The 11,632-nt window shown below is 68.3% G+C and carries 9 protein-coding genes; 5 read left to right on the plus strand and 4 right to left on the minus strand.

All coding sequences use genetic code 11. The annotated features are described in order from the left end of the window. The first annotated feature begins 342 nt into the window (after positions 1-342). A complete protein-coding gene (locus HR086_RS16115) occupies positions 343-1,089 on the plus strand; it encodes a hypothetical protein (RefSeq protein ID WP_174466059.1) in 747 nt (248 codons plus the stop codon). Between the two features lie 89 nt (positions 1,090-1,178). On the opposite strand, the gene HR086_RS16120 is transcribed toward HR086_RS16115, so the two are convergent. Further along, the gene (locus HR086_RS16120; protein ID WP_174466060.1) at positions 1,179-1,484 is read right to left on the minus strand and encodes a hypothetical protein; all 306 of its coding nucleotides are present in this window, start codon (positions 1,482-1,484) and stop codon (positions 1,179-1,181) included. A 72-nt stretch (positions 1,485-1,556) separates the two neighbouring features. Here HR086_RS16120 and HR086_RS16125 point away from each other — a divergent pair, with 72 nt between their 5' ends. Further along, entirely contained in the window at positions 1,557-2,465 is a 909-nt protein-coding gene (locus tag HR086_RS16125; RefSeq protein ID WP_174466061.1) for a sigma-70 family RNA polymerase sigma factor, read from the plus strand. A 51-nt stretch (positions 2,466-2,516) separates the two neighbouring features. Here the strand turns inward: HR086_RS16125 and HR086_RS16130 are convergent, their stop codons facing one another. After that, the gene (locus HR086_RS16130) at positions 2,517-6,359 is read right to left on the minus strand and encodes a G8 domain-containing protein (RefSeq protein WP_174466062.1); all 3,843 of its coding nucleotides are present in this window, start codon (positions 6,357-6,359) and stop codon (positions 2,517-2,519) included. A 312-nt stretch (positions 6,360-6,671) separates the two neighbouring features. On the opposite strand from HR086_RS16130, the gene HR086_RS16135 reads away from it, so the two are divergent. Continuing rightward, positions 6,672-8,219: an alkaline phosphatase gene (locus tag HR086_RS16135; protein WP_174456709.1), complete on the plus strand. Its 1,548-nt coding sequence runs from the start codon at positions 6,672-6,674 to the stop codon at positions 8,217-8,219. Then, on the plus strand, positions 8,216-8,668 hold the full coding sequence (locus tag HR086_RS16140; RefSeq protein ID WP_174456708.1) for a hypothetical protein: 453 nt from the start codon (positions 8,216-8,218) through the stop codon (positions 8,666-8,668). The genes HR086_RS16135 and HR086_RS16140 overlap by 4 nt, the downstream gene beginning before the upstream one ends. A gap of 15 nt (positions 8,669-8,683) precedes the next feature. Here the strand turns inward: HR086_RS16140 and HR086_RS16145 are convergent, their stop codons facing one another. Beyond that, positions 8,684-9,910 (minus strand): metallophosphoesterase, encoded by a 1,227-nt coding sequence (locus tag HR086_RS16145; protein ID WP_174462431.1) that lies wholly within the window; start codon positions 9,908-9,910, stop codon positions 8,684-8,686. Positions 9,911-10,100: 190 nt separating this feature from the next. On the opposite strand from HR086_RS16145, the gene HR086_RS16150 reads away from it, so the two are divergent. Then, positions 10,101-10,871 carry an SDR family oxidoreductase gene (locus HR086_RS16150; protein ID WP_174466063.1) on the plus strand — a complete coding sequence of 257 codons (771 nt, stop codon included), beginning with the start codon at positions 10,101-10,103 and terminating at the stop codon, positions 10,869-10,871. Positions 10,872-10,919: 48 nt separating this feature from the next. Here the strand turns inward: HR086_RS16150 and HR086_RS16155 are convergent. Beyond that, positions 10,920-11,632 (minus strand): FtsX-like permease family protein (locus tag HR086_RS16155; RefSeq protein ID WP_174466064.1); only part of this gene is annotated, 713 nt, incomplete at its 5' end.

The following is an 11,632-nucleotide window of genomic DNA, read 5'->3' on the forward strand; positions in this document are numbered from 1 at the left end:
GTGTGAACCTTTCGAGCGGGCCTGAGGAGTCGACCCCGGCCCCCTTCATCCTGCTGTCCGCTCATCGTGTGGGACCCGGCCTCACGGGTCCGAAAGCCCGGCAAGCATACCTGAAGTCCCGGCTCTGGCACCCAGGCCAAGCGCGCCTGCCCTCCAAGCTTTCGGGCTCCCTCCGCCCCCCGGCACCTCGACCAGCGGCCACCTGGCTCGGTCACTCGGGGTACGGGTCTCGGCGAGTCACAGCCAGGGCGCGGCGCTCGCTGCGTATGAACCGCGACAAGGCGCGGCGTCCGCACCCCGGCCGGGGGAGCACGTGGGGCACCCGTCAGGGGGAGTCAGGCGATGTGGAGCAAGAGGTGGGTGGGAGTCCTGATGATGGGGCTGATGGTGGGCAATGGGGTCGCGTGCAGCCCGTTGAGGCTCGCGGTCCCGGAGACGTTGGCGCGCGAGGCCCGTCCGGTCCCCATCGAGCGGCACCAGCGGTTCCTGGGCACGGGGGGCACTCTGTCCGCCGCTGGATACTCCGCGCTGTATGCCACCGATGCGGTCGAGTTCATGAGCGGCTCGCTGCGCAACGCCACCGCCTGCGAGCGGAAGTCGGCCTATCGCTTCACGCTGGCTTCAGGGGTGCCGTCATCCCGTCCGACGAAGGTGGAGTGCCAGGAGAAGATGACGGGCGTGCAGGCGGAGCTGGAGGCGTTGAAGGGGCAGTTCACCGTGGGCCGCGGCCAGAGCCGTGTCCTCTGCGAGCTGGAAGGGGGCGGGCGCGTGGAGCTCACGCAGTCCGCGGAGCGCCAGAGAGCCGTCACGGAGGCCCCGGTCGTACGAGGGCAGGCGCAGGTGGGCGAGGTGCGCTTGAGTGTCCTGAGCGCCAGCCAGTCCCAGCACGGATTGCCGGTGTCCTATCTCGGCTTCCACCTGCTCCGCGATGAGCGGACGGTGGCCTCCGTGCAGGTGGTGAACCCCGCGACGCTGTGGATGGCAACGGACCTGTCGGCGGAGGAGCGCGATGCCGTGGTGCTCACCGCCTTTTCGCTGATGCTCCAGCGCGCGTGGACCCCGGAGGGGCCGCTGGACTGCGACGTGTAGTGTCTCGCGGGGTGTTGGTTCCGGAGTCCCGGCGATGGGTCCACCCTTGGACCCACGCCGGGGCCTCCATCGGTCCGCCTCGAGTCTCGTTACGGGGCGCTGCCGTACGAGCCGATCCGCTCGACGGGTTGGGGCTTCGGCGGCTCACCCACGGCCCAGCGGGCCACGGTGGCTTGCAGCGCTCGGGCCGCCTCGATTGCAAACAACGGGTTCTCGATGCCGTCGTCCAGGTCGAGCAGCGCGATGAACTCGGTGCTGCCCGCTCGATGAAAGTATGAATAGCGCAGGCCCTTGGGCTGCTGTGCCCTCACGGCCTCGAACGCGGCCTGGACCGCTCGAGTCACCTCCGCGACACCTTGCTCCGCCACCTGGTAACGCACCATCAGTACAGGCATGACCGGCTCCTTGTTCTCGCGTCGTTCATCGCGTCTCTCGCTATGATGAATGGCGCGGATGAAAGGTGACCGATGGCGAATCACTCCGAGTTGGCCGAGCAGTTCGACCGGTCCCGCCGCCACCTGCGGGCGGTCGCGTTTCGCATGCTCGGCACCGCCGACGAGGCGGACGACGCGGTGCAGGAGACCTGGCTTCGAGCCAGCCGCTTCGATGCCCGTGCCGTCGTCAACGTGGCGGGCTGGCTGACCACGATTGTCGCGCGGGTGTGCCTGGAGTCGCTGCGCTCGCGCCAGCGACGGGGTGAGGAGTTTCTCGACGTCGCTGAACTCGACCGGGTCATCGCCCACGATGCAGAGGCGCATCCGGAGGGTGACCTGGTGATGGCGGAGTCCGTCGGGCTCGCGCTGCTCGTGGTGCTCGACGCGTTGGGGCCCGCGGAACGCATCGCCTTCGTGCTGCATGATTTGTTCGGCGTGTCTTTCGAGGAGATCGCCGGGATTGTCGAGCGCTCCCCTGTCGCCGCGAAGAAGCTGGCGAGCCGTGCCCGTCAGCGGGTGCGGGGCACGCCCACGGTTTCCGCCGCCGAGCTCCGCGAGCAGCGAGAGGTCATCGACGCCTTCCTCGCCGCTTCACGCGCGGGGGACCTGGAGGCCCTCCTCGCCGTGCTGGCGCCGGACGTCGTGCGCCGTGCGGACCGTGCCGCGCTGCGAGGTGAGGAGGAGACCGAGGTTCGTGGCGCCCGCCGCGTCGCGGAGGAGACGCTCACCAACTCCGGCCGAGCGCGCTTCGCCCGACCCGTCTTCGTGAATGGCGCCCTGGGCATCGTCGTCGCGCCGCTTGGGCGGCCGCTGCTCGTCCTCGAAGTCGAACGCCGAGGCGACCGCGTCGCGGCGTTCAACGTCATCAGCGACCGGGCCCGTCTCCGTCAGCTTCGATTCTCCGTCGTCGACCCCGTCCCCACCCAGGCATCTCCCGCGTGAACCGCCCAGGTGGGTGAGCCCACCTTCCCCTTGAACCGGGAAGGCGGAGCGCTACGGCGCCGTCGCGCGAATCCAGTCGATGTCGAACGCGATGCCCGAGCCCGACACCGGGTCCAGGCGCAGGTCGGTGATGGTCCCATTCCAACCGGGGACGCCCTGCATGTTGAACGTGAGCGTCTGGTACGTGCCGCCGCCGGAGTGGCCCACGGTCGCCACGCGCGCGCCGGAGAACCCGGGTTGGGTGTCGGTGGCGAAGAACAACTGGACGCCGGTGGGCGCGAAGGACCGCATGTGGACCCGGAGCGTCGCCACTCGGCTGGCGTCGAAGTTGTAGTCGCTGTTGATGAGTATCGCGTCGGCGCTGCTGGAGGTTCCGGTCAACACGCCACCGCTCACCGCTTGTCCCGCGATGTTGGTGCCCACCCAGCCTTCGGTGTCACCCAGCGCGTTGAACTCCACGGAGAGGTCCGAGGCGTCGAAGGCGTGCCGGTTCGCGCCAATCTCCACGGAGTCCGGCATCCTGTCTCCGTCCGTGTCGAGCGGTGGAACCACGAAGTCCGTCATCCAGGAGATGATGAACCCCTGGTAGCTGTCCGTGGCCACCGCCTTGATGCTCAGGTCTCCGCCCGGCTGCAGGTAGTACCCCGAGGCGGTGGAGGCACGGAGCGCGGCGAGGGATTCGCGAGGGGGAAAGCTCCCCTGATTGGTAAAGTACGAGAGCCCCCCCAGCTTTCCGAAGTCCTTGAAGTGGGCGATGTACGAGTCACCCGGGGTGGCGTCCACCATCTGCATCAGCACTGACTTGTTCGATGGAAGCGACTCGTAGGCATAGGTGTACTCATAGCCCTCGTTGACGATGACGGGCAGTTGATGCCATTCGCGGTAGCCGTCGACGTAGTAGACGTGCTCGGTGTTGGTCCCCGCCTTCCTGCGCGTGCAGGTGAGGTTGGGGCTCAGTTGCAGGTTCTCGTCGTAGTAGAGCAGGGAGAGCACGAACCGGTGGTCGCTCCGGTATGCGTACTCCCAGTTCGGCGGCTGGTACTCGTCTCCCACGAGCATGAACGGATGGTTGGACACGATGGCCGTGTTGGGCTTGCCGGTGATGCTCCCCGTGAGGTCCCGCAGCACGGTGGACCAGACGCGCGGGTGCTTGGGGTGCCCGGCGTGGGTGCCCGGCGTGGGTTTGCCCGTGGCGTCGCACAGCGTGCCTGATTCGTCGCAATAACGGATGCGGGGTGGCCCGGCGGGGGACATCGTGTTCCGGAGGAACGTGTGGTTGGGGTGCTTGATGGCCGCGCCCGTGTTCATGAGGAAGTTGGCGTTGGCCGCGGTCCACCCGACGAAGTGGGAGTCGCGGACCTGCCCCGCGCCGTCATAGACGCGGTAGGCGGTCCGCTCGCCGCTCACGAGGTTCTCCCCTGAGTCCGCCACGAACAGGCTCTGCTCGACGATGCTGTAGCTGGCCATCATGGTGCCGACGGTGTTGTCGACCATGATGTTGTTGCGGAAGACGAGGTTGTTGGTCGAACCCCCGGCGCCAATCCCCGTGTAGAGCGCCATCGCGTTCGCGTACCACGTGCCGTCCTCGATGAGGTGGAGGTCCGGGTTCAACCAGCCGTGGTTCGGCTCGATTTCATGGTCAGGGCTCAGCCTGTCGAAGATGTCGAACGCGCTCATGGTGCTGTGGGCGCTGTTGCCCTTGAACGAAATCAACGGGAGCGTCCGGACGGGCATGTCCTGGAATCGCGAATCCCCCGCGGACTGGCCCATGGGCTTGTCGGGGAACGCGAACCAGAACCCCGTGCCCTCGGTTCCCGCCGCGACGTTGTCCTCGAAGGTGTTCTGGGGATTGGTGATCCAATAGCTGGCCGGCGTGCGGTTCTGGACGGCGTTGAATTGGTTGTCGGAGGGGGTGACCTGCTCTCCGGGCGCGGGACGGCGGGTGAGCAGCGTCACGTTGCGCTTGATGACGTTGAAGCGCTCGCTGCCGTCTTCCAGGAACACGCCGTGGCCGATGTGGTCATGGAAGAAGTTGTTCTCCACCAGCGTGCTCTCGGTGCCGTGGATGGTGATGGCGCGGTTGTAGGAGTGGTGGATGCTGGAGTTCTTGAAGTACTGCCCGGCGCCCTCGGCGCCCAGCATGTGCCAGTGGAACGGGTAGCGCCCCAGCTTCGCCTTCTGGCCCATGTTGAAGAGCTCGACGCCGCTGATGAACGCGCGCGAGCTGCCCATGATCATCACGTGCCCGCCGAACCCGTTGGCCGCGGACGTGGAATCTCCCTGCACCTTGATGTTGTGAGTGAGCAGGCCCACCTGGGCGCGCAGGTCCGCGGTCCACGTGCGTGAGCCGTTGGAATAGGACTTCTGCACGCCGCTGTGTGCGTGGGAGAGCGGGCTCGTCAGGGTGAGCCGCGTGTTGGTTGCGTCGAGGGACTGGATGACGCGCTGCTCGGCCTCGTTCCAGTTCCGGGTGCTGGACACGACGACGATGACGTCGCCCTGCCGCCAGTTGACGGGCTGCTTCAGGACCAGGCTGTTGCTTCCCGCGCTCACATTCCCCTGGAGCTGCGTCCAGCTCACCCGTTCCTCACCGTGCAGCCGGACGGTGGCGTTGGTCATGGCGCCGAGGAACTTGTCGCCCATTCCCATCACGTCGAGCGTGGGCTCGGACGCGTTGAGCGTGATGACGGCGGTGCTGGGGTAGGGCGTCAGCTCCTGGCCCAGCTCGAACAGCGAGCCTGGGCCCATCACCATCACATACCGCGTGGTGAGGGACACGGGCCGGTTCTGGACGCCGAGCACCTCGCCGTTCACCACGACGGCCCCTAGAGTGAGCGTGCCCTGGAGGCTGACCGCGCTGCCGAGGCCCACGGTGGCGGTGTCGCTCGCCGTCGGCACCGCGCCGCCCCAGACGTAGGCATCATTCCAGTCGTGGACCATCTCCATCCGGAGGTCATCCACCAGCCCCGTGTGGTCTCCCGGAGACGTGTCCTCACCGAGCACACTCACCGTGACGGGCCCGGCGTTCAGCGCGAGCACCGTGGAGAGGTGCTCGGTGTACTGGATGCTCCCGAGGCGGAAGTGGCCGACCTCCGTGCCATTGACGGTGACGCGGACGTCCTTGGCCGGGGGCTGGGTCGGGTCATTCGCGCGCAAGGCGGCCCTCAGTCGGAAGCGGTAGTAGCCCGTGCGCGGAAGGGTGACGGCGGTGGTGGCCGTGGCCCCGCCTTGGAGGAAGAGGACCTGAGCGCCCTCGGGCGCGGCGGGATTGGCGACGGTGAAGGCGCTCCCGTTTCGTGCGAGGCCCGCGCCCGCGGTGAAGCTCCAGGGGCTTCCCGTGGGCGCATAGACAAAGCCGGGGCTGGTGGGGATGGCGGGCGATTCGAAGCCGCTGATGCTGATGTCCCTCACGCGCGACGCCCTGAAGTCATCCACGAAGGCGGTGTCCCCGCCCTGGGGTTTGAGCCCGCGCAGTTCGACGGTATGGGGCCCGGAGGTGAGCAGCACCGGTCCAGCCGTGAGCCGTTGGTACGTCGCGCCGACGGGGCTCACGGTCAGGATGGCCGTGCCGTCAACGAGCAACTGGACGCTCTGGGCGCTGGTCGGGTCGTTTCCACGCTGCGCGGTGGAGAAGCTGAAGACGTAGTAGCCCGCCGTGAAGTTGAACGCGCGTGACGCCGTTCCCGCGGCCTGGAGGACGAGCACCTGCGCGCCTTCGGGCGCATTGGGATTCCCAGACGTGAACGCCGTGGCGTTCCGGGAGAGGCCCGCGCCGCCTGCCAGCGTCCAGCCAGAGCCGGCGGGGGCGTAGGCGTACCCAGGTGAGGCGGGGAGGGCAGGCACCTCGAACGTTCCGTTGGGCACCGTGAACGCGGTCGCCGACGCGGAGCTCACGGCAGCGGCACTGGCTTCAAGCGCGAAACACAGCGTCAATGAGAGGAACAGTTTTTTCGGATAAACCAGGATGTCCGCATGGGCGGATTTATGGCTGTCATCACGGGGCGTCGTCAAATAGGTGTGGGGCGTCGTCGCGAGTGCGGGCTGCTTCGCGTCGCTGACTTGACACGTCATACGCGCGTCCGGAATTCGCGACTCTTGCCGGAGGTCTCGTTCATGCGTGGCTTTCGGGTGGCGGCGGTGGTGCTGGATGCCTGGCGGAAGTGGCCCTAGTGTGAGGGCCGGTTCCTTCCTCGGAGCGTGCCCACCATGACTGTCCTCACTCGACGAACCGTGCTCCAGGGGCTCGCCGTCACCGCCGCGGGCTGTGCCTCGACGCGCTCGGTGCGCGCGCCACGTCCCGGGCCGTCGCTGCCCCTGGGCGCGCAGATGGGAGACCTGCGCACCGGCGCCGTCACCGTCTGGGGCAAGGCGGACCGGGCCTCGCGGCTCGTGGTGGAGTGGAGCGAGGACTCCCGCCTCGTGAAGGGCGTGCATCGCGTGGAGGGCGCCGCGCTCACCGCCGCGACGGACTTCACGGGCGTGGTGGACCTCACGGGTCTGCCGGCGGGGCGCGAGGTCTTCGTGCGGGTGCTCGCGGAGGACGGCGGCGTCACCGGCGAGGAGTGGCGCGGGCGGTTCCTCACGTCACCGGACTCGGCCAAGGACGTGTGCTTCGCGTGGAGCGCGGACGTGTGTGGCCAGGGTTGGGGCATCAACCCGGAGTGGGGCGGTTATCGAGGCTACGCGGCCGTCCATGCGCTGCGCCCCGACTTCTTCCTGCACGTCGGCGACGCCATCTATGCCGACAACCCCCTGCTGCCGGAGGTCGTCCTCCCGGATGGGCGCGTGTGGCGCAACAAGGTGACTCCCGCCAAGTCGAAGGTCGCCGAGACGCTGGAGGAGCTGCGCGGGAACTTCGCCTACAACTTCCTGGACGACTCGCTGCGAGCCCTCGCTCGCGACGTGCCCATCGCGTACCAGTGGGATGACCACGAGGTGCGCAACAACTGGTATCCGGGGCGCAGCCTCGCGGACGACCCCCGGTACACGCAGGTCTCGGACGAACGGGTGCTCGGCGCGCGAGCGCGTCAGGCGTTCTTCGAGTATTCGCCCGTGGGCGGCGCCGCGCGAGCCGAGGGTCGCATCCATCGCCAGCTCTCACAGGGGCCCTTGCTGGATGTCTTCATTCCAGACGTGCGCGCGTTCCGGGCGCCGAACTCCGTCAATCGGCAGGAGCAGCAGGGACCGGAGACGACGTTCCTCGGACGCGCGCAGCTCGACGGACTCAAGCAGTCGCTGGCGGCCTCCCGGGCGACGTGGAAGGTGATTGCGACCAGCATGCCGCTGGGGCTCATCATCCCGGCGGAGAAGCTGCCAGATGGCGCCTACCTCATGGAGGCGTGGGCCAACGGTCCGGGTGCCCCGCTGGGACGCGAGCTGGAGCTGGCGGAGTTGTTGTCCTTCCTGAAGGAGCGGAAGGTGCGCAACGTGGTGTTCGTCACCGCGGACGTACACTACCCGGCGATGCACCACTATCACCCGGACCGCGCGCGCTTCCGCGACTTCGACCCGTTCTGGGAGTTCGTCGCGGGTCCGCTCAACGCGGGCACTTTCGGCCCCAGCCCGCTCGATGAGACCTTCGGCCCGGAGGTCAAGTGGCACAAGCCGGCGACGGTGATGAACGCGGCACCGTGGGAAGGACAGCAGTACTTCGGCAGCGTCCGCATCCAGGGCGACAGTGGCGTGATGACCGTCGCCATCCATGACCTGACGGGCAAGGCGCTGCACTCCGTGGAACTGGAGCCGAACCGATGATGCTCATGCTCGTCGTCCTGCTGGTGGGCTTTGTGTCGGCCGTGGTCGTCGTGCTCTCCATGAATCGTCCGGCAGGGCAGGTGGAGTCGAAGCGCTCGGAGCTGGAGGTCTGCCAGCACTGTGGTCAGGCGCGGGAACTGCTCGACGAGGAGATGGATGACCTCCATCTGAATGATGAGCAACGCCGGCAGGAGCAGAGCGGTGCCGTCGACTATCACGTCTGGTGGTGTGGCTCCTGCGAGGACGGCGTGGTGACGCGCAATTCGCGGTTCATCCAGACGGTGGGCGTGTGCCGTGCGTGCAGCGGGCGCGCGGAGCAGTCCATGCGAACCGTCGTCCCCGCCACGGCCGCCCGTGGCGGGGAGCTTCAAGTGGAGCTGGCCTGTCAGGGCTGTGGCCACCTCCAGCGGTTCTGGCGCTACACGCCCCGGGCTTCGTTGGCGAAGTGAGGGCGCACGTGCCCGCTACGTGGTGAGCACGAGCTTGACCAGCTCCGGGGGACTGCCGACGCGCATGGGGGGCCCCCAGAAGCCACAGCCCCGGCTCACGTAGATGTGGGAGTCCTGGTGCCGGTAGAGACCGGCCGCGTGCTCCCATGCGAGGCCGATGAACAGCGTCATCGGGAGGAGCTGCCCGCCGTGGGTGTGGCCTGAAATCTGGAGGTCCATCCCTCGCTCCGCGGCCACCTTGAAGTTCGCGGGCTGGTGCGCGAGCAGCACGGCCGCCCGGTCCGGCGCCCGTCCCGCGAGCGCCAGGTCCAGGTCGTAGCCCTTCTGGTTGCGCCGTCTCCAGCCGCTCCAGTCGTCCACGCCGACCAGGTCCAGCGAAGCCCCCGCATCGCCGATGCGGACATGGCGGTTGCGCAGCGACTGGATGTCGAGCGTCTGGAGGAACGCCGTCCACTCCGCGTCACCGGAGTAGTAGTCGTGATTGCCGGTGACGAAGTAGCTGCCGTACCGGGAGCGCAGGGCTCCGAGCGCGGCGACGGCGCCTCCCAGCGTGGGCACGTCCCCGTCCACCAGGTCGCCGGTGATGGCGAAGAGGTCCGGCTTGAGGGCGTTGGCCTGACGCACCAGCTCGTCCATGAACCTGCGCTGGATGAAGGGGCCCACGTGGATGTCCGTGAGCTGGACGATGGTGAGCCCATCCAGCGCTCGCGGCAGCTTGGGAATCCTGACGGCGAGCTCCGTCACCAGCGGCGGTGCATAGGCGCGCCAGTTCCCGTACGTCGCCAGCCCTCCGCCCGCGAGCGCGGCGCCTCCCGCCAGCGCGCGCCCCAGGAACTTCCTCCGCTCCTCGTCCACCCGGAGTTCGACGTCTGGCGGAGCCTCCGGCACGGCGGCCGTGGGCGTGGGTGGTGGGGCCGCGTAGCGCCGTTGAATATGCCGTCCCAGGCCGACGAGGGCGCGGAGGAGGTCCGTCGCTCCGAGCGCAATCACCAGACAGAGCGCCACGCCCATCCACGTGTACGTGGTCACCGTCGCGATGCGTTCGAATCCCTCGGGGAGGGCATCCAGCACGGTGCGCCGCATCCCCAGGAGCAGCGTCAGGAGGCCCAGCACGACCAGGGCCACGAACCGGGCCGCGCGACCCCGCACCAGCTCACGGACCAGCCGCCGGTAGATGTACAGGTGGCCCAGCACCGCGCCGAGCCCGATGAGCATCGAGAAGGAGAAGATCCTGAACGGCATGTGCGAGCGACCCGAGGCGAGAGCGGACGAGAAGGGTAACACGGTGCCCACGCCATGGCCGTCCTGGTGACAGGCCGCGCCCGGGTCCTCGCGATTGAACAGAGTCCTCGGCTTCATCGCCGGGAATCCGCCAGAGTCTTTTCGGGCAGGTAGATTCCGTGGGGCAGGCGAGCGTCACGAGGGGACACGCATGGACAAGGTCATCGTCATCACGGGGGCAAGTGGGGGAATCGGGGCGGAGCTGGCCCGGGTCGCGGGGGCGCGTGGAGCGAAGCTGGTGCTGGCCGCGCGGCGTCGGACGGAGCTGGAGGCTGTCGCCAACCGTTCCGGCCGCGACTCGCTCGCCGTCGTCACCGATGTGACGGCTCGCGCGGAGGTGGAACGACTTCGTGACGCGGCGCTCGAACGCTTCGGTCGCATCGATGTCTGGGTGAACAACGCGGGACGCGGCATCACCCGCTCCGTGGCCGAGCTCACCGACGCGGACCTGGAGTTGATGTGGCGCGACAACGTGCACAGCGCGCTTTACGGGATGCAGGCCGTCCTGCCGCACTTCCAGGCGCGCAACGCCGGACAGATTCTCAACGTCTCCAGCACCCTGGGACGGCTGCCCGTGGTGCCCCACCGCTCGGCGTACAGCGCGGCCAAGCACGCGTTGAATGCGCTGAGCGCCTGTCTCCGACTGGAACTGCGCCAGACGCACCCAGGCATCTCCGTCACGGTGGTGATGCCCGGGGTCGTGGCCACGGAGTTCGGCTCGAATGCGCTGGGCGGTGGGCCGGACTCGCGCGCGCTGCCCGGGGCCCAGCCCGTCGAGGAGGCCGTGGAGGCCATCCTCGACGCCATCGCCCACCCGCGTCCGGAGGTCTTCACGAAGGCGTCCACGCAGGCCGAGGTCGAGCGCTACTACCACGACGTCGCCGCGTTCGAGGCGGACCCGGGCGCGCGTCCCGGGCGCTGAGCGGGGTGTGACGCCCGGGAGCAGTCGGGTTGCTCCCGGGAGAAGGTGTCATTCGTAGCGGAGCGACTCGATGGGCGCGAGGCTCGCGGCGCGGCGCGCGGGCCAGATGCCGAAGAACACGCCCACGGACGCGGAGAAGGCGATGGCCACCACGATGGCCTCGGGGGCCACCACCATGGTCCATCCCATGAGCTTCTGGAGCACCGCCGCGCCCCCCACTCCCAGCACCAGTCCGAGCGTGCCTCCGGCCAGACACAGGACGAGGGATTCGACGAGGAACTGGAGCAGGATGTCCGTGCCCGTGGCCCCCAGCGCCTTGCGCAGACCAATCTCGCGCGTCCGCTCCGTCACCGAGACGAGCATGATGTTCATGATGCCGATGCCTCCCACCAGCAGGGAGATGGCGGCGATGCCGGCGAGCAGCAGCGAGAAGGTCTGCGTCGTCTCCTGCACCGTCGCGAGCAGCGAGGCCTGGTCTCGGATGTTGAAGTCGGCCGGCTCCTCGGGACGCAGGCGGTGCTCGCGCCGCAGCTTGAGGTCGATCTCCGCCATGGCGTCGTCCATGGTCTTCTCGCTCATGGCCTGCACGGCGATGGAGCGGATGCGGTCACTGCCCATCACCCGGAACTGCGCGGTGGACAGCGGGATGTAGAGGCTCTCGTCGGGGTTGGAGAAGCCCTGGGAGCCCTTCTCCGCCAGCACTCCAATGACCTCGAAGGGAATGCCTCGGATGCGAATCGTCTCGCCCACCAGCGAAGAGG

Origin of the sequence: Myxococcus sp. CA039A (genome assembly GCF_013336645.1) — a bacterium.
Taxonomy (GTDB): domain Bacteria; phylum Myxococcota; class Myxococcia; order Myxococcales; family Myxococcaceae; genus Myxococcus; species Myxococcus llanfairpwllgwyngyllgogerychwyrndrobwllllantysiliogogogochensis.

Excerpts from the sequence above, each read along its gene's own strand:
- HR086_RS16125 (WP_174466061.1), top strand. The coding sequence starts at position 1,557 with ATGGCGAATCACTCCGAGTTGGCCGAGCAGTTCGACCGGTCCCGCCGC.
- HR086_RS16140 (WP_174456708.1), top strand. The coding sequence starts at position 8,216 with ATGATGCTCATGCTCGTCGTCCTGCTGGTGGGCTTTGTGTCGGCCGTG.
- HR086_RS16115 (WP_174466059.1), top strand. The coding sequence starts at position 343 with ATGTGGAGCAAGAGGTGGGTGGGAGTCCTGATGATGGGGCTGATGGTG.
- HR086_RS16150 (WP_174466063.1), top strand. The coding sequence starts at position 10,101 with ATGGACAAGGTCATCGTCATCACGGGGGCAAGTGGGGGAATCGGGGCG.
- HR086_RS16120 (WP_174466060.1), bottom strand. The coding sequence starts at position 1,484 with ATGCCTGTACTGATGGTGCGTTACCAGGTGGCGGAGCAAGGTGTCGCG.
- HR086_RS16145 (WP_174462431.1), bottom strand. The coding sequence starts at position 9,910 with ATGCCGTTCAGGATCTTCTCCTTCTCGATGCTCATCGGGCTCGGCGCG.
- HR086_RS16135 (WP_174456709.1), top strand. The coding sequence starts at position 6,672 with ATGACTGTCCTCACTCGACGAACCGTGCTCCAGGGGCTCGCCGTCACC.